The organism is Hyphomicrobiales bacterium (assembly GCA_002869065.1).
Classification (GTDB): Bacteria; Pseudomonadota; Alphaproteobacteria; order Rhizobiales; family Rhodobiaceae; genus Rhodobium.
The window spans coordinates 1083741-1101697 of sequence record PKTR01000002.1 but is presented as its reverse complement, the minus strand read 5'-3'; the positions used below and the strand labels follow the sequence as shown (position 1 = coordinate 1101697).

17 protein-coding genes and 1 pseudogene are annotated in these 17957 nt (G+C 65.1%); 6 read left to right on the top strand and 12 right to left on the bottom strand.

Annotation, left to right across the window (positions count from 1 at the left end; genetic code table 11):
- Positions 1-76: 76 nt before the first annotated feature.
- Complete coding sequence (locus C0606_08770) at positions 77-1084, bottom strand: hypothetical protein (protein ID PLX38295.1); 1008 nt, start codon at positions 1082-1084, stop codon at positions 77-79.
- Positions 1085-1246: 162 nt separating this feature from the next.
- Positions 1247-1798, bottom strand: a complete 552-nt coding sequence (locus C0606_08765) for a GNAT family N-acetyltransferase (protein PLX38765.1) — start codon at positions 1796-1798, stop codon at positions 1247-1249.
- Positions 1799-2075: 277 nt separating this feature from the next.
- On the opposite strand from C0606_08765, the gene C0606_08760 reads away from it, so the two are divergent.
- Entirely contained in the window at positions 2076-2600 is a 525-nt protein-coding gene (locus C0606_08760; protein PLX38294.1) for an amino acid-binding protein, read from the top strand.
- A 45-nt stretch (positions 2601-2645) separates the two neighbouring features.
- Here the strand turns inward: C0606_08760 and flhA are convergent, their stop codons facing one another.
- On the bottom strand, positions 2646-4826 hold the full coding sequence (flhA, locus tag C0606_08755) for a flagellar biosynthesis protein FlhA (GenBank protein ID PLX38293.1): 2181 nt from the start codon (positions 4824-4826) through the stop codon (positions 2646-2648).
- A 184-nt stretch (positions 4827-5010) separates the two neighbouring features.
- Here flhA and C0606_08750 point away from each other — a divergent pair, with 184 nt between their 5' ends.
- Positions 5011-5217 carry a hypothetical protein gene (locus tag C0606_08750; protein PLX38292.1) on the top strand — a complete coding sequence of 69 codons (207 nt, stop codon included), beginning with the start codon at positions 5011-5013 and terminating at the stop codon, positions 5215-5217.
- Between the two features lie 37 nt (positions 5218-5254).
- On the opposite strand, the gene C0606_08745 is transcribed toward C0606_08750, so the two are convergent.
- Complete coding sequence (locus C0606_08745; protein PLX38291.1) at positions 5255-6133, bottom strand: LysR family transcriptional regulator; 879 nt, start codon at positions 6131-6133, stop codon at positions 5255-5257.
- Positions 6134-6241: 108 nt separating this feature from the next.
- Between C0606_08745 and C0606_08740 the strand changes: the two genes are divergently transcribed.
- Positions 6242-7564, top strand: a complete 1323-nt coding sequence (locus C0606_08740; GenBank protein PLX38290.1) for a serine hydroxymethyltransferase — start codon at positions 6242-6244, stop codon at positions 7562-7564.
- A 129-nt stretch (positions 7565-7693) separates the two neighbouring features.
- Here the strand turns inward: C0606_08740 and C0606_08735 are convergent, their stop codons facing one another.
- From C0606_08735 to C0606_08725, 3 genes are all read right to left on the bottom strand, one after another.
- Positions 7694-7984, bottom strand: a complete 291-nt coding sequence (locus C0606_08735) for a YARHG domain-containing protein (GenBank protein ID PLX38289.1) — start codon at positions 7982-7984, stop codon at positions 7694-7696.
- A gap of 107 nt (positions 7985-8091) precedes the next feature.
- Positions 8092-8505 (bottom strand): DUF1761 domain-containing protein, encoded by a 414-nt coding sequence (locus tag C0606_08730; protein PLX38288.1) that lies wholly within the window; start codon positions 8503-8505, stop codon positions 8092-8094.
- Positions 8506-8745: 240 nt separating this feature from the next.
- The gene (locus C0606_08725) at positions 8746-9162 is read right to left on the bottom strand and encodes a zinc chelation protein SecC (GenBank protein PLX38287.1); all 417 of its coding nucleotides are present in this window, start codon (positions 9160-9162) and stop codon (positions 8746-8748) included.
- Positions 9163-9345: 183 nt separating this feature from the next.
- Here C0606_08725 and C0606_08720 point away from each other — a divergent pair, with 183 nt between their 5' ends.
- Complete coding sequence (locus tag C0606_08720; protein PLX38286.1) at positions 9346-10314, top strand: endonuclease; 969 nt, start codon at positions 9346-9348, stop codon at positions 10312-10314.
- A gap of 20 nt (positions 10315-10334) precedes the next feature.
- Here C0606_08720 and C0606_08715 read toward each other — a convergent pair whose 3' ends face one another.
- Positions 10335-10661, bottom strand: coding sequence for a cytochrome C552 (locus tag C0606_08715; protein PLX38285.1), 327 nt, complete (start codon positions 10659-10661; stop codon positions 10335-10337).
- Between the two features lie 75 nt (positions 10662-10736).
- On the opposite strand from C0606_08715, the gene ggt reads away from it, so the two are divergent.
- The gene (ggt, locus tag C0606_08710; GenBank protein PLX38284.1) at positions 10737-12539 is read left to right on the top strand and encodes a gamma-glutamyltransferase; all 1803 of its coding nucleotides are present in this window, start codon (positions 10737-10739) and stop codon (positions 12537-12539) included.
- 69 nt (positions 12540-12608) lie between these two features.
- On the opposite strand, the gene C0606_08705 is transcribed toward ggt, so the two are convergent.
- The 3 genes and pseudogenes from C0606_08705 to C0606_08695 form a co-directional block, all read right to left on the bottom strand.
- The gene (locus tag C0606_08705; GenBank protein PLX38283.1) at positions 12609-13130 is read right to left on the bottom strand and encodes a hypothetical protein; all 522 of its coding nucleotides are present in this window, start codon (positions 13128-13130) and stop codon (positions 12609-12611) included.
- 17 nt (positions 13131-13147) lie between these two features.
- Positions 13148-13900 carry a hypothetical protein gene (locus tag C0606_08700; protein PLX38282.1) on the bottom strand — a complete coding sequence of 251 codons (753 nt, stop codon included), beginning with the start codon at positions 13898-13900 and terminating at the stop codon, positions 13148-13150.
- A 2193-nt stretch (positions 13901-16093) separates the two neighbouring features.
- Positions 16094-16177 (bottom strand): annotated as a pseudogene (locus C0606_08695) (YlbF family regulator).
- A 640-nt stretch (positions 16178-16817) separates the two neighbouring features.
- Here C0606_08695 and C0606_08690 point away from each other — a divergent pair.
- On the top strand, positions 16818-17189 hold the full coding sequence (locus C0606_08690; GenBank protein PLX38281.1) for a hypothetical protein: 372 nt from the start codon (positions 16818-16820) through the stop codon (positions 17187-17189).
- 12 nt (positions 17190-17201) lie between these two features.
- Here C0606_08690 and C0606_08685 read toward each other — a convergent pair whose 3' ends face one another.
- Complete coding sequence (locus tag C0606_08685; protein PLX38280.1) at positions 17202-17906, bottom strand: hypothetical protein; 705 nt, start codon at positions 17904-17906, stop codon at positions 17202-17204.
- Positions 17907-17957: the final 51 nt, after the last annotated feature.

The following is a 17957-nucleotide window of genomic DNA, read 5'->3' as shown; positions in this document are numbered from 1 at the left end:
TTCGGTCCGGGAATACGCTGCTTTTTCTCCGCGTATTCTTGTCCGAAAACCGGTGCCCACTTTTCGGGAATACGCTCTATTCCCGCTCGTCCATGAAGTCCTCGAAGCCGACCACCGTGCCCTGCCAGACCGACAGATAGCGGTCGAGGTCGGCGAGGCTCATACCTTCAAAGACCGGCGCGTCGAAGGAAAAGATCAGCCGTCCGTCCTCGGCGAAGAACGCCCGCACGAACCATTCCGTGACGTTGAACTCGTTCAGCGCCTCGTTGGTTTCGTCGCCGCGTGCCTCGCGCACATGGACGATCGACAGCAGCCCGCAATGCTTGAATTTTTCGTTGCAGAAACGCGGGCTGAGCAAACCTCGCAACCCGGCGACCTCGACCCACAGCATGCTGCCGTCATCATTGGCCGGGCTGACCTCATAGCCGAGTTTTTTTAGCATCTCGACCAGCGTCTCGGACCGCACCGACCACAGTTTCTGCCGCTCCGGCACATCCTCCTTCGGCGCAAACAGGGCGCCGACCATCGCCGGCGATGTCATCATGGCGCTGGTCAGCACCGTATCGGAAAGAACGCTCTCCTGCGGCTCGGCCGGGAAGCCCTCAACCAGACCTGTGGTCAGTGAGCGCCACAGATCAACCGCCGCCGACAGGCGAAGTTGCAGATCGCCGGAGACAAGCGTCAACGCCATCTCCGCGCCGGGCACCCCGGCATCGGGATCGATGAAGGTCTTGGCGAACGACCATGTGCCGTTGCGCGCCACCGCGCCGGCAATGTCGGGCACCTCGGTCTCGTCGAAAGTGGCGATGAAGGCAACGTCCTTGCAGACCGCGGGCTCGCCGGAGCAGTCGCCGAGCTGCAGCGTCGTCGCGACATCGCCGATCGTCGTGTCGATGGCCGGCGTACCGGCCTCGCTCGTGCGCAGGGTCACCGGCAGTTTGAGGACATTGAGAACCTCCACCACCGCCTCGCGGGTGACGCCGACGGGCTCGGCGAACACCGGCCCGGCGAGAAAGGCTCCGACGATCAACAGCGAAAGACCGCCGGCAGCGAACAGATGGGAAAGAAACAGGCGGGAACGCATCTCATGTGGCTCCCTTCGGCGGCAGGTGCAACAGCTTCGCGGGCCCGCGCCGCCTTTCGCGAGGAAGGGTTTCCCCTCCCGCGAAGAGCGCCATTATAGCACTGATTGCCGAACCTCGGGCAGTGACATGGAGCCCCGCCCCCGCGGGGGCGGGTATCTGCCTCAGATGAAGGGGATATGCGGCGCGGCATCGACCGGCAGCACGCCGATGGCGCGCGGGTCGTCGTCGAGCCCGAATTGCCGCTTGGTGGCCCGAAAGCCCGAGCGGAGATAGAAGCCGAGCGCCGCCGGATGGTCGGCCGTGCACGTATGCACCCACACCCGCTTCGGGTCGTCTGCAAATGCCAGCCTGAGCGTCGCCGTCATCATCGCCCGTCCCGTGCCGCGGCCGATCATCGCCGGCGTGACGCCGAAATAGGCAAGCTCCACTTCGCCGGGAACGCGCTTGTCGAGTTCGACGATACCTTCGGCCCGACCATCGGCCATCAGCGCATGCACCTCGACCCGGTCGTCATGAATGATCGCCGACAGCGCGGCATCGTCCATCGCCGGACGCAGATACCACAGCCACGGTTCGCCGACCCGGCGCTGCAGATCGCGGTACCAGGTGAGATCCGGCTTGACGAAATGCTGCAGCGTGATGCCATCGGGCAGCGGCGCGTCGGGCAGATCCGGCAGCGCCGTCATCTCCAGATGGGTGATCACCGTCGCCATCTTGCCGGCGGGGACATCGGTCAGTTCTTCGCCGTCGCTCACGTCTGCGGCCTCGCTTGTCGGGTTTCGTCAGGTCGCGTTCTAACCCGTATCCACGGCATGAAGAAGCCTTCGGCAAAGCAATGATGCCCTGCACCGGACGCGCGGCCGATTGCGTCTTGTTTCCGCCGTGTGATGACGCAACAATCGCGGCAAACGTCGCGAACGCGCTCGCGCCGGTGCAGCCGGCCCGTTAAAAGGCGCGCAACGAACGACGGAAACCGGGAGAAGCGCCGCCATGACCATCGAAATCATCCTGACCGTGATTGCCCCCGACCGGCCGGGTCTGGTCCGCTCCGTCGCCGATACGGTTGCCAACAATGGCGGCAACTGGATCGACAGCGCCATGGCGCGTCTCGGCGGCGAGTTCGCCGGCATCGTCCGCGTCGCCGTGCCCGATGACAAGGCAACCGGGCTCGAAACCGCACTCGAGGCGCTTTCCGAACACGGTATCTCCGTCAGCATCCGCCACAACGCACCGTCCCAGGTGTTGACCGGCAGCAAGGTGCATCTCGAGGTAACCGGCCAGGACCAGGCCGGCATCGTCCGCGACGTCGCCGCCGCGCTCGCCCAGCACGGCGTCAGCGTCGAGGAACTGCGCACCAGGGTCTTCGCCGGCTCAATGTCGGGCGAAGCGCTGTTCTCGGCCGAGGCCGAAATCATCGTTCCCGATGGCCTCGAACTCGACACCGTGCGCGATGCGCTCGAACACATCGCCCACGACATCATGGTCGATATCGAATTTTCGGAAATCGCCGGCTAATTCAGCGGGCCGGAAAGCGTAGCGCCTGCGCGAAGTGCGTAGCGCCTACACGCTACCGATCGTCTTCAGCCGCGCCCGCGCGTGGATCTCGTTCTGGCTGAGCACGGTGGTGTGCGAGCGGAAGCGCTCGACGATGGAGCGCACGAAGGGCCGCGCCATCGGTGAGGTCAAAAGCACCGGCACCTCGCCGGCGCGCGCCGCCGCCTCGAACGAATCCCGCACCTTGGCGACGAATTCCTGCAGCTTCGACGGCGCCATCGCCAGATGGCGGTCCTCGCCGTCGCCGATAAGCGCTTCGCCGAACGCCTGTTCCCATTGCGGGCTGAGGCTGATCAACGGCAGGTAGCCGCCCGGCGCCATATGCTGGGCGCAGATCTGCCGCGCCAGCCGGCCGCGCACATGCTCGGTGATCTGCTGCGACGAGCGCGTATAGCTGACTGCTTCCGCGATGCCTTCGAGAATGGTCGGCAGATCGCGGATCGACACCCGCTCGGTCAGAAGCGTCTGCAGCACCCGCTGGATCCCCGAAACCGTGATCTGCGTCGGCACGATGTCCTCCACCAGCTTCGACTGTTCGTTCGGCAGGTCGTTGAGCAGCTTCTGCACATCGGCATAGGACAAGAGTTCGGCGATATTCGCCTTCAACAGCTCGGTCAGATGCGTCGAGATGACGGTGGCCGGATCGACCACCGTGTAGCCCTTGATCGAGGCTTCCTCGCGCAGATTGGCGTCGACCCACGTTGCCGGCAGACCGAAGGTCGGCTCGGTCGTGTGCACGCCCGGCAGGTCGATCTGCGCTCCCATCGGATCCATCACCATATACTGGTTGGGATAGACCAGACCCTTGCCCGCCTCGATCTCCTTCACCTTGATCAGATAGTTGTTCGGCTCGAGTTGGACGTTGTCGAGGATGCGCACCGGCGGCATGATCACACCGAGATCGCTGGCGAGCTGGCGGCGCAGCGCCTTGATCTGGTCGGTAAGGCGGTCGGCACCGTGACCGCCATTGATCAGCGGCAGCAGCCCGTAGCCGAGTTCGAGCCGCAGATTGTCCATCTTCAGCGAATCGGTGATCGGCGGCTCGACCGGTTCCGCCGGCAGCTCGGCCTTCGCCTCGGCGATCTTTTCGGCAACCGCTTCGCGCTTGTGCCTCTTGTCGGCGTAATAGGCGAGTGCGCCCGCGCCGCCCGCGAGCGCCAGGAACGGCAGCATCGGCATGCCCGGCAGTACCGACATCACCACCATCACGAAAGACGACATGCCGAGCGCCTTCGGATAGCCCGAGAGCTGCTGGAACAGCGCCTTGTCGGCAGCACCCTGCACGCCGGCCTTGGAGACGAGAAGACCGGCCGCGGTCGACACGATCAGCGCCGGGATCTGACTGACCAGACCGTCACCGACGGTCAGCAGCGTATACGCATGGCCGGCCTCGGCGAACGACAGGTCCATTTGCGCGACGCCGATGACGATGCCGCCGATGATGTTGATGAAGGTAATCAGCAGGCCGGCGATCGCGTCGCCGCGCACGAATTTCGAGGCACCGTCCATGGCGCCGAAGAAGGACGATTCGTTTTCCAGATTGCTGCGCCGCTTGCGCGCTTCGCCCTCATCGATCAGCCCGGCGGAAAGATCGGCATCGATCGCCATCTGCTTGCCCGGCATGGCGTCGAGGGTGAAGCGGGCGGCGACTTCGGCGATGCGGCCCGAACCCTTTGTGATGACCACGAAATTGACGATCACCAGGATGGCGAAGACGATGATGCCGATGACGAAATTGCCGCGCATCACGAAATGGCCGAAGGCCTGGATGACGCTGCCGGCCGCATCCGTGCCCTCATGGCCATAGGCGAGAATGAGGCGGGTCGAGGCGAGGTTGAGGGCCAGCCGCAGCATCGTCGCGATAAGAAGCACCGTCGGAAAGGCGGAAAACTCGAGCGGTCCCTGGATGAACAGCGACGTCATCAGGATCAGCACCGAAAAGATGATCGAGATGGCGAGGAAGAGGTCGAGCATCATCGCCGGCATCGGCAGGATCAGCACGACCAGGATCATGATGACGCCGAGCGCGAGCGCGATATCGCCGCGCTTTAGGAGATCGACCAGCGACCCGAAGCTCGGCAATGCGGGCCCGCCGCCACCCGCGGGCGCACCGCCGCCAGCCGAACCGCCCGCGACCGGGCCGTTCGATTGCGTCGTAGGCACACCGCCTGCCGTCGCGTCGCTCATGCTGAGGATCCATCCCTGGTCGGATTCGCGGCGCTGCAGACACCGCTTTGGGCACTAGGCAGAATTTGCCGGGCGTATGGTTACCGAATGGTTAACGCGGCCTCCACGACGTTGCGTGAGATCAAGGAAAGTTTCCTCATACACGGTAAAGTCCGGCATTCCTTTCGCGACGGGAGGTCTCGGGATGGAGGTTCTCGATCTGCTGGCCAGACTGGGCATCCGGCACCACGGCGACATTACGGTCCCGCCGCGGCCGCAGAATGTGCGCCACGACGAAATCATCCTGGAGACCATTTTCGCGCAACGGCCTGCCGCCGCAAAGGACAGCAATCGCGGGCTCGCCCGCCATTGCCCCTTCGCCAGTCGGGACCGCTCCGTCTCGCGTCATTGACGCCCGAGCCGGTTCGCACCCGAGCCGGCGCTATTCCTCACGCCGCCAGCATGGCAATCACATCGGCAAGAAGCGAGCCGTCGCGGACCGGCCGCGCGGTGGTGATCGTCAGATAGCGGTCGAGCGCCATCGGCCGGTCGAACAGCGGAACCAGTTGCCCGGCTTCGATCTGACGCTGCAGCAACAGCGTATGCCCCATCAACACGCCGGCGCCAGCAACCGCCTCTTCGACCGCCATCGCATAGAGCGAGTAGAGCGGACCGGTGGTGTCGATCCGATGACCGGGAAGAACGGTATCGAGCCACAACGGCCAGTCGCCTGCCCAGTTGGCATCGTGCAGGAACGTCGCGCCGGAAAGATCGTCCGGGTTGCGCAAGGCCGCCGCGATATGCGGCGCGCAGACCGGCACGATCACGTCCTGCCCGAGGATCGCCTCAGCCGTCACCCGGCTGCCATCCTGAAAAAACAGACACAGGTCGAAGGGTTCGCGGCGCAAATTGGGCGGCACCTCGCTCGCCGTCACCGAGACGGCGACCTGCGGCAACGCTCGACGAAGCGCCGGCAGCCGCGGCATCAGCCAGAGCTGCGCGACGCTCGGCATGGCCGCGATACGGATTTCCTGGCCGCTGGCATGACCGCGCAGCGCGTCGACCGCATCGCCAAGCGCGTCGAACGCGGCGCTGAAACGTTCCGCCGAGCGCGCACCGAGCGGCGTCAGCGCCACGCCTTGCGAACGGCGTTCGAACAGCGGCGCGCCGACCCAGGCCTCCAGCGCCTTGATGTGTTGAGCGACGGCACCCGGCGTCACGCTCAATTCCTCGGCTGCCGCAGCAAAACCGTTCAGTCGCGCCGCCGCCTCGAAGGCGCGCAGGGCGTTCAGCGGTGGGCCTTTCGGCCGTTTCGGAGAGATGCTCATCGCTTAGGCCTAGTTTTTCTACGTCGATAAATAATATTTCTGATTTGAAACCCGCAAGCCTCTCTGCTGCAATTCATCTATGGGCCGGGAAAAACGGGAAGTCGCCGCATGACCAGATTGCAGAAACGGGACTGGGTTCCCGACCATTGCGAAGAACGGATTCAATCGATCGCCGCCGCCGCGTCAGAAGTGAGCTCCAATGAACTCGACAGCCGCATTGGCGCGCTCGCAAAGCGCAACCGCGAGATCCACGAGCGCGACTGCTTCAACCTCAATCCCGCGGCCAACGTAATGAACCCGCGCGCGGAAGCCCTGCTCGCCTCCGGCCTCGGCTCACGACCCTCGCTCGGCTATCCCGGCGACAAATACGAGACCGGGCTCGAGGCCATCGAGCAAATCGAGGTCATCGCCGCGGAGCTTTCCGCCGAGATATTCAACGCCCGTTTCGCCGAGATCCGCGTTCCCTCCGGCTCGATCGCCAATCTCTACGGCTTCATGGCGACCTGCGAGCCAGGCAACACGATCATCGCGCCGCCGCCCGCAATCGGCGGCCATGTCACCCACCTGAAGGCCGGCTGCGCCGGTCTCTACGGGCTCAACATCGTCCAGGCGCCGGTCGATGCCGACGGCTATTCGGTCGATCTCGGCGCGCTGCGCGAACAGGCCCGCGCCGTCCGCCCGAAGCTGATCACCATCGGCGGCAGTCTCAATCTGTTCCCTCACCCGGTCGCCGCGATCCGCGAAATCGCCGATGAGGTCGGCGCCAAGGTCATGTTCGACGCGGCCCATCAATGCGGCATCATCGCCGGTGGTGCATGGCCGAACCCGCTCGACGAAGGCGCCCATTTCATGACGATGAGCACCTACAAGAGCCTCGGCGGACCCGCCGGCGGGTTGATTGTCACCAATGACGCTGAAATCGCCGAAAGGCTCGACTTCATCGCCTTCCCCGGCATGACGGCGAATTTCGACGCGGCCAAATCCGCCGCCCTTGCCCTCACCCTGCTTGACTGGCGCGAGCACGGCAAAGCCTATGCCGAGACCATGATCAAGGTTGCGCGGGCCTTCGCCGAAGCGCTCGACGCCGCCGGTCTGGCGGTCTTTGCCAAACAGCAGGGCTTCACCCGCTCGCACCAGTTCGCGCTCGAAGCCGCCCCGTTCGGCGGTGGCCAGGCGGCCTCCAAGATCCTGCGCAAGGCCGGATTCCTGACCTCCGGCATCGGCCTGCCGATGGACGCCATCGAAGGCGATCTCAACGGCATCCGCATCGGCACGCCGGAACTCGTCCGCTTCGGCGTCGGCACCGATGATGTCGGGCTGATCGCCATGCTGGTCGCCCGCGCGCTTTCCAGTTCGAACCCGGAATCGATCGCCGAGGAAGTCGCCCGCCTGCGTGCCGGCTATCGCGACCTGCATTTCATCCGCAAATAGCTGCCTGAAAAACGAACGGCCGACGCATCGCGCCGGCCGCTCCGTTGTCCGTTCACAATCTCACATCGCCGCATCCTGCCGAGCGACACGGCGCGGCGGGCAGCGCCCCATCCCTTCGGGGCTGTACGCTCAGTTGACCTTGCAGCCGCGCCGGCGCTCCTCGCGGCGGATGCTGTCGACGCGCCGCTGATCACCCGTGCTGAGCCTCGGGTTGCTGGTCCAGCAATCGGAATTGTCGAAGGTCTGCCGGCCAAGCCGCGTCTTGAAGCAATAACCGTAGGAATCGTAGATCGCGTTGCGCTCATACCAGAGATCGTAGCAGCTCTCTGCCTGAACGGCGGTCGCGCCCAGCATCACCAGTCCGGCCGCAAGTCCAAGGGTAGCGATTGCCGTCTTCTTCAACATGATGGCATCCTCCATGGCTGTGGGAATTATACGTCAAGTCGTTCAGAAAAAACAGGTTTTCAACTGCATGGCAGGTGCCGCGAAACGTCGCGGAAAAACGCCGATACATCGGCTGAAGCCCATCAGACACCCATCACGCCGATCAGCGCACCCTGCACAACGAGCACCAAAAGCCAGTGCCCCCCATCGATCACGGACAGCATTCGCCGCCGCCGCTGGAAGGTGTAATTGACCGTCTGCGTCGTGACGATGAAGCCGACCCAAATGAACAGCGCCGAGACGATGCCGTTGCGCAGCGTCACCTGTTCCGCGCCGGGGCCGAGATGTCCGATCACACCGGCCAGCATCACCGCCATCACCAGATTGGCCACCGCGGCAAGCACCATCGCGCCGAGCGGCGGCTTGTTGCTGACATCCTTGATGCCCGCGGCCCGGATCCACGGCTTGGCGAGCAACCCGTACCAGACGGCACCGGTGATAAAACCCGCCAATGCGGCCAGCGCGATGGCAAGGACGTTGTAGCCTGCAAATGTCATGCTTTCCCCTCCTCCAGAGTATCGTGCAGCCAATTGGAACAACGGGCGACGACGAAGATGCGGCAAAACAGGCTGATAGAGCAGCTCGCCGAGTCAACCTGAGTGCGAAATGCTCTGACACCGTCCACGAAACCGAAAACAGCGCGCCACGCGCCGTTCCGATCCCAGATTTTCCACTTTTGTTCCCAACTCTTGACTCAGATCATCTGGTTTCGATGTGTTGGGAACAAATACCGAACATTAAATCCGGCGCATCTTTCCGCCCTCCGGCAGCCCTTCGACATAGTACCAGCGCCCGCCCTTCTTGCGAAACAGGCTCAACTCCCGATGCACGCCCATATCGGTGCCGGCAAGAAACCGCGCCTCGAACAGCACCGTTCCGGTCGCGTCATCCGCGCCACCGTCTTCGGTCTCAAGCACGCTGAGCCCGATCCAGCGATTTCCAGAGGCAAAGGCGCCGACGGCGATGGCATCGAACGCCTTCTGATAGGCCGGCCACAGCGTGTTCTTCAGATAGCCGACATTGCCGAGCACATGCGCTGTATAGCGCGAACGCATCAGCTCTTCAGCGGTGGCCGCACCCGTCGCGCCGCTCAAGAAGCGGCCGCAACAGGATTCCAGTGGCATTCCGGACCCGCAGGGACAGGGTCGCGACATCGCAATCTCCCTCAAACCTCAGATGAATGAATCTTCGCCGCACTGTGCACCATCGCCGGTCAATACGCGATCGAAGCCCCTTGTTTTAGCGCATATTCCAATCCGAAAACCGCCCCCACTTTTCGGGATTATGCGCTGGACGTCGACCGACCGCGGGCGCAAACTGGCACCGCGGAGTCAGTCATGCGTCTTGCGACCTTCAATCTGGAATCCTTCGGCACCGACAAGGCCGACGATCCCGCCCTCGATGCGCGGCTTGCCGTTCTCCGGCCCCAGATCGAGCGGCTCGATGCCGATATTCTCTGCCTGCAGGAAATCAATGCACAAAAAATCCCCGGCGGCGGCGGACGGCGCCCCATTGCGCTCGACCGGCTGCTCGCCGATCTGCCCGTCGAGCTGTATCATCGCGCCTGGAGCGGTGACCTGTCGCCCGCCCCTGACATCCACACACTGGCGATCCTGAGCCGCTATCCGATCCGCGACGCGCGCCTCTTGCGCCACGACCTGATCGCCCCGCCGCTGTGGCAACGCTCGACCGCAGACCCGCCCGACGAAGTTCCGGTGCCGATCGAGTGGGACCGGCCGATCCTGACCGCCGAGATCGATATGCCGGGTGGCAAGCCGCTGCACGTCTTCAACGTCCATCTGCGCGCCCCGCTCGCGGCCCCCATTCCCGGCGGCAAGGAGGCGGCAACCGTCTGGAAACGCTGCGACGCCTGGGCCGAAGGCTATGCGATCGCAGCAATGAAGCGCATCGGTCAGGCCGCCGAACTACGCCGCGCCATCGACGCCCTGTTCGACGCGGACCCGGAAACACGGCTCGCCGCCGTCGGCGACTTCAACGCCGATGCGTTTGAAAGCGCGCTGCGCATCGCCATTGCGGAAAGCGACGACACCGGCAACGGGGCACTTGCCAACCGCACGCTGGTACCGGTCGAGCGCATGCTCGCCGCCGACCGGCGCCACACCGTGCTGCATCTCGGCCGCCCGCTGATGCTCGACCACGTTCTGGTCAGCCGCTCACTCCTTGCCCATCTCGACCGCGTCGAGGTGCACAACGAGACCCTGCTCGACGAGGCGATCGCGCCGCTGCGCGCCAACGGGCCGACCGCGTCCTACCACGCGCCGCTGATGGCAATATTCCGCGATTGAAACAACGAGAACGTCGGACGTCAGTTCTTCGAAAAGCTGAGGATATAGGCGACCACGTCATCGACCTCGTCGCGCGACAGGTTCATGTCCGGCATCGGCGGATGCGGGTCGAACAGGAACGCCTTCAGCCCTTCCGCCGTGCGGTCCGGATCGCTGCCGAGCGACTGAAAGGACGGCGCCTCGGAGCGCGCGACGCTCTGGTCGTCGGCGACGACGTGGCAGTTGATGCACCAGGTCTGCGCGATGGCCGCACCGGATTCGACGCTCCCGCCGGCAAGCACGGGACCCGCGCCAAGGACAAAGAAACCCGCCGCAAGCAAACCCGCAACTTTGGACCGACCGCTCATTCGTGCTGTCATGTTCGTTGTTCTCCGCTTCGGCCCATATGATCGACACCACCGAATCGCCACGTTGGGCGGGTGATGACACCGCTGCTACTATGGGCGCAGCCATTGGGGAGGATCAACATGGCATTTGCGAGAAATTTCGCCCGTCTGGCCCTTGCAAGCACCATCGCCCTGCTCGCGGCCCTGCCCGCCGCCGCCCGCGCCGAGACCCTGCCGATCATCTCCGGCATGGACCGCATCCACCCGGTGAGCGCGCAAAACGGCATGGTCGCCAGCCAGGAGGCCCTCGCCACCCGCGTCGGCGTCGAGATCCTAAAAAAGGGCGGCAATGCGGTCGACGCCGCGGTCGCCGTCGGCTTCGCGCTTGCTGTCACCCTGCCGCGCGCCGGCAATCTCGGCGGCGGCGGTTTCATGCTGATCCATCTGGCCGCAAAGGACGGCACAGACGGAAAGACCCTCGCACTCGACTATCGCGAAACGGCGCCCGCCGCCGCGACCCGCGATATGTTTCTCGACGACAACGGCGAGGCCGACCCGCAGAAGTCCCGCTTCTCCGGGCTCGCTGTCGGCGTGCCGGGCACGGTCGCCGGCCTCGTTGCCGCCCATCGCGACCATGGCAGCGGGACACTCACGCTTGCCGAGCTGGTCGCGCCGGCGATTGCGCTCGCCCGCGACGGCTTTCCCGTCTCCAACGACCTCGCCCGCTCGCTCGCCTCGGCCGCTAAGCGCCTGCAGAAGGACCCCGCGACCCGCGCGGTGTTCTACGATGCGGACGGTAACGCCCCCGCGCCCGGCACGATCCTGCGCCAGCCGGACCTCGCCGACACATTGCAGCGCATCGCCGACGACGGCGCTGACGGCTTCTACACGGGCGCAACGGCAAACGCGATCGCCGCCGCCGTCACCGCCGCCGGCGGTACCATGACGCCCGATGACCTCGCAGGCTACGAGGTCAAAACCCGCCAACCGGTCACAGGCAGCTATCGCGGCTACGCCATCGCCTCGATGCCGCCGCCGGGCTCCGGCGGTGTGCACATAGTCCAGATCCTCAACATCCTCGAAGGCTTCGATCTCGCCAAAAGCGGCTTCGGCGCCGCCGACACGCTCCATCTGATGGCCGAGGCGATGAAGCGCGCCTATGCCGACCGCAGCCGCTATCTCGGCGATCCGGATTTCGTCGCCGTGCCGGTCGCCGGCCTGACCTCGAAGGCCTATGCCGCGACGCTGCGCAACGCCATCGACGCGGAAAAGGCGACGCCGGCCTCAAGCCTCGGCCCCGGCGATCCGCTCGCCTACGAAAGCGACCAGACCACCCATTTCTCGGTGGTCGATGCCGCCGGCAACGCCGTCTCCAACACCTACACGCTGAACTTTTCCTATGGCGTCGGCATCATGGCGCCGGGTACCGGCGTGCTGCTCAACAACGAGCTCGACGATTTCTCCGCCAAGCCCGGCGTGCCGAACGCCTACGGCCTGATCGGCGGCGCGGCGAACGCGGTCGAGGCCCGCAAGCGGCCGCTGTCCTCGATGAGCCCGACCATCGTCTTCAAGGACGGCAAGCCGCTGCTCGTCACCGGGTCGCCAGGCGGCAGCCGCATCATCACCACCGTGCTGCAGATCGTCGTCAACGTCGTCGACCACGGCATGAACATCGCCGAGGCGACGCTCGCCCCGCGCATGCACCACCAGTGGCTGCCCGACGAGATCCGCCTCGAAGAAGGGTTCAGCCCCGACACGATCCGCCTGCTTGAAGGGAAGGGCCACACGGTCGCCGAGAAGCGCACCATGGGCTCGACCCAGTCGATCATGGTGACGCCGGAGGGCCTTGCCGGCGCCTCGGACCCGCGCCGCGACAGTTCGCTGGCGGCGGGCTACTGAAGCGCTCTAGCTCTCTGTTTTCTCGCGTTTTCTTATCCAAAAAGTCTATCAACTTTTTGGGAAAGCGCTCTAGGGAACAATTTCGATCGGCGTGCCGTCCGGCACCGCCCGCCATATCTCCTCGATTTCGGCGTCGGTGACGGCGATGCAGCCATTCGTCCAGTCGTAGAAGCGGTGAAAGCGGCCGATCCAGCCGTACCCGTTGGCGATGCCGTGGATCATGATATGGCCGCCCGGCGACGCACCGAGCCGGCGGGCGTTTTGCCGGTCTTTTGCATCGGGATAGGAGACGTGCAGGGCGCGGTGGAACTTGCTCGCCGCATTGCGCCAGTCGATCCGGTAGCTTCCTTCGGGCGTGCGTTCGTCGCCCTGTCGCTCCTTGGGACCGGCCGGCGCGCCCCCAAGTGAAACACGGTAGTTTTTCAGCGACGTGCCGCCATGCATCAAGGTCAGCCGCCGCGCGGATTTCTCCACCACGATGCGGTCGGCGCGAACCCCTTCGGGCAATGCCGGTTCCGGCCACAGCGCATAGGCGCCGCCGGCAAGCATCAACACCGCAATCATGAGCAGAATGAACCGGACAATGCGCATGAGATTGCCCCGGCCTGTCAGTTGATCAGCTTCAGAAGCTCCTCGACCCGCGCGCGAAAGGCATCATCGCCGCCTTCGGAGTTGAGAGCGGCCTTGAGCGCCGGCCGGGCCGCCGGGCCGATGGCGAGCAGACCGGCCATCGCCGCGTCGATGATTTCCGCCTCTTCCTGCGAAGAAAGCCCGGCAACGAGGATATCGGCGGACGACGGCGACGCGATCCGCGCCAACGCGGAGAACACCGCCCGCCGCACGCCCCAGACCTGCGCCTTTCGCTCGAGGTAGTCGACGTCTTCGGCACCGGCAAAGGATGCCAGCGCCGCGATCGCCATGTGATCCATCCCGGCAAGATGCTCTTCGTTCAGATCGCCGATTGTCTTCAATAGTGGCACCGCGCGGCGGTCGCCAATCTGGCCGAGAACGGGGATGGCGCAGGCCCAGAAGCCGCGCCGTTTTTCGAGATCCTCTTCCAGCACCGCGAGCAGCAGCGGCACACTTTCGCTTGTCGCCGAACCGCCCAGCGCACAGATCGCCTGCATGCGCACCGTATCCGTGCGCATCTCATCGGTGATCAACGCTTCGAGCGCCACACGCACCGGCTCCGAATGGCGTTCGGCTAGCGCTTCAAGGATATCTGCGGCGACCTCATCGCTGGTCGCGGCGCGGAGCTCGGCCAGCAACGCCCCGTCGCTCTTCGCCACAGCGGCGGCCGGCGCGGCGAAGCCGAACACGACGGCGAGGACAATCGGAAACAGGGAAAGAAATCTTTTCATCGTCGGAACTCCGACCGTTGCGGCGCACGCGGCGGGAGCAAACTCGAACCGCCGGCTTATCAGGCCCCGCACATGCGGCAAACCCTGCCGAAACGCCTGAGCGAATGGTGCCACGGGCGCACCCCGTCGTTCAATATGTCCGATTGTCACCGAGTTCAGCGGAAGCGCCGCCTACGAGGCCCCGGCCGGCTTTGATTTGCAACAATGCGAAACGCGTGAAAACGGCGTCCTATGGAGCATTCGGTTGAACCGCTGCGGAGGGACGAGGCCCATGGCCCGATCGACCACGGCAACCGGTTTCGGCAGCATCGTCCGCCAGATCATCATCGCGGTCATCATCATGGCCGTGCTGATGCTGATTACCCTTTTCAATGCGGTGATCGGCACGGCGTTGATGCTGCTCTATGCCGGCCGCAATGTGGTCCGCGCCTATCGCCGTGCCTTCCCGCTGACGCTGCTGACCTGCCTGCTGCCGGCGCTGATGGCAGCGATTTGCTACGCCATGCAGCTCGCCATCTTCCCGCCCGCCACGCCGGAACTCCCGCTCGGTGCCGCCGCAGCCGGTGCCGTCATCGGCCTGCTGCTCGGGCGAACCCACAGGGTCTTTGCCGAGAACGGGCTGACCTTCGCCAGACAGACCTGGCCCTATCTGCTGTTCTGGGTACTGACCAACGGCGTCACCCACCTCTCGGGCATGATCGGGCTGCGCCAGATCGCCGATTTCGGGCTGATCTCCGGCGGCTTCACCACCGCCGTCGTCGTCGCACTGCATATGGTGTTGCTGCTTCGCCGTGGCGCGCCTCGCCCGGCGCGCGCAAGCCGCATTGCCTCGAGTTGGCTGATGCCGGTCGCGGGCGCGCTGCTCGCCACATCGCTGGCGTTGACCACCGCGCTTGCCGCTTTCGTCGTCACCAGCGCCCAGCAGGCCGCGGACGTTGTGCTTCAGGCAAACGATTTCCGCCCGGTCAATGTTCGCGTCGACCATCTCGACTGGCGGCGCGGCATCCGGCCTGACATGCGCTTGCCCGGCAACATCGATCTCGGCGCGCTCAGCTTCGGCAGCGGTGTCGATGTCGGCGCCAACCGCTACACCGCGCAAATGAGCAGCACCCTGCGCTCGGAAACCTTCGTCGCGCTGTCCTATTCGCCGGCAAGCTCGCTGGTGATGGGCGGCGTGCTGCGTACCGTCAAATTCACCTTCTTCAACTTGCTGAGCCAGGCCGGCATCTCGCTTGGGCAACCCGGCAGCGGCACCCGCTTGCCGGGCGGCGAGTTCACCATGAGCAGCGTCGAGTGCGGCGAAGCCTGTTTCGGCGTGGTCTATGAATGCGGCTATCTGGTCATGAAGACCCGCGGCAACTGGACCTATATCGTCGGCCACACCCTGACGCGTCGCTCGCAGGCCTTTGGCGCCAGCGACGAGGACCCTGACATCAACACCTGCCGGCGCTATGGCGTACCCGAGTCCGGCCGCCGCATCCTTGCCCTTGTCGATGGACGGCTCGCCCAGCTTGACTATCAGGGCAGTGTCCCATCAGCCCTGACCGACGATCCGGCAACGGCGGCCGCGATCGCCAACGCGCTGATGCAGCTTCTCGCCGGTTTCGGCATGGCCGCTGCCGCCGCCGCGACCCAGTCCGCCGCCGCAGCAGCCGCCACGTCCGCCGCAAGTTCTGCCGCCGCAAGTTCTGCCGCCGGAACACCGTCGACAGCCGCGACGCAAGCCGCAGGTTCCACTGCCGCCTCCGCGACCAGCGCAGCCTCATCAACCTCATCGACAGCGCCGCCCCCGGATTCCGGCACGGGCGACCTCACCATCCTGAGCGGTCCCGATGCCGAACGCTGGCTGATCAAACACGAATACATCAAGGACAAGACGCACGAGGGCACGAAGAAATTCGAGGACTTCCTCGCCGCCATGCACAGTTCGAGCGGCCCCGGCCTGCAGGGCTATGCCGGCGACCTCGACGGCACCAAGCCGACCGGCCACTACGCGATCGCCGTGCCGTCCGACACCGTGCCGCAGCGCACCGACGACACGACCCGGCCGCCCGACAAGCCTGAGAAACCGCCTGAGAAACCCGACGACCGCACGCCGCCAGACAGCAAGGTGCCAGACAGCAAGCCTCCCGACAGCAAACCGCCCGACCGACAGCCGCCCATCCGACCCCCGGATCAACAGCCGCCACCGGATCAGCAACCGCCTGACCAGCAGCCCCCTACGCAGCAACCCCCGACCCAGCAGCCGCCTGCGCAACAGCCGCCACCGCGCGAGCCGCCGATCACGCCTGAGGAAGAACGCGACACCGAAATCCGGCAGAACCTCTTCGATCTGCGAAAGGACATCGACAAACTCATCGCCGACAAGATCCGCGAGGGCTATTTCGTCATGAACGGCTCGCTGCCCAGCAAGATCAAGAACTGGGCCGGCTGGTTCCAGCGCCGCACACTCGACGTCCTCAAATGGCCCTTCGTCGGCGCGTGGTCCGACTACAAGGGCGGCCAGTGCGGCGAGTTCGTCGACTGGGGCGAGAAGTGGAGCGCCGACCTGATCAAGAAGCGCTTCGGCGACCAGGTCTTCATCGAAAAGATCACCATGAACGAGAATGGCCTCTCCAACCATGTCGCCAACAAGGTGATCCTGCCGAACGGCGAGCGCTACGTGATCGACTTCTGGCAGGGCATGCAGGAAAAGCGCAACGTGATCGTGCCCGAGGACAAATGGATCAAGGACTGGCGCGACAAGGTCGGTGGCCCGGTGACGCGGACCTATCTCGAAAACGAGGCGCGCATGAACGGCGAAGCCGGCACCCTTGATCAGTTCATCGATGAAGCCAAAACCGAAGGCGAGCGCGAACAGCGACGCTATCTTGCCGATTCCTACCGCCGGAACCCGTGGACGAGGGGGAACTGAGCGATGCCGCGCGGCCATGAAAACGGCGACGACCCGAAATGGACCCGCAGCCGCTGCACCCGCTGCGGCAAGCCAAATGTCGGCTACCAGAGCCACTGCCTGTTGTGCGGCGCGAGCCTGATCCCGGAACCAGAGTTGATCCCGGAACCGAGGATGATTGTCGAAGCCGAGGCTCCCCCAACCAACGAACCGACCTGCCCGAACTGCGGCGCGGCTCGTTCGCCGACACAGAAATTCTGCACCTCATGCGGCCACCCGCTGCCGCCCGTTGCGGAAAAACCGCCGGCACCGGTCTGCGGCGCCTGTGGCGCCACCGTCAGGCCGGGCGCGAAATTCTGCACCCAATGCGGCGCGCCGCTCGCCCCCGAAGCGTGAACAGATACCAAGCTACTGAACGAGGCTCTCGACCAATGCGACGATGAGCGCGCTCGCGGCCCAGACAAGCGAGATCTTGCTGGCCGGAGCGCTACGTCCACCATCGGCACGCGGGCGCGTGAACAGAGCCGCGAAAATCGCTGCCGATCCGGCGAGGAAAACGATGGTGAGAAGGTCGAGCCCGGACGGGCCGAGCGGTTCGGCGAACACCACCGAGACCACGGCGGCCACGACGAAGGCCCCGACCCAGGCGAAAGCAAGCAGCACCGCGGCGAGGACGCGCGGCAAGATGTCGGCGCGCCCGGCAAGCATCGCCGAACCGATCGCCGCCCCGAACCCGCCGGCAAAACCGAAAAGACCGCGCACGAAGAACGGATCCACCGTCAACGGCGAGTAGAGATAGTAGGCCCCGAGCAAGTGGAAAATCACATTGCTGGCGACGACGCCCGCCGCCCAGCCGATGCCCCAGCTTGCGCCGAGAATGAGCGCGAGCAGGATCGGCGCCGGGCCGGCAAGTTCGGGCGTGACAGGACGAGGAGGCGCGGCGGGCGAAGCAGGCATGGCCGCTTGCGAGGCCGACTCGGCAAATGGCTCCGCGCGCGGCGCAGGTTCCGGAACCGGCGGATCGGCGGTCGCCTCGACCGGTGCGCCACAGGTCCCGCAGAACCTGTCGCCTGGTCCGAGCGCTTCGCCGCATTGTCCGCAAAATCTCGCCATGACACGTCCCGTACCCGTCGAGATGGCAACTATTGGACGCCCGCACACGCG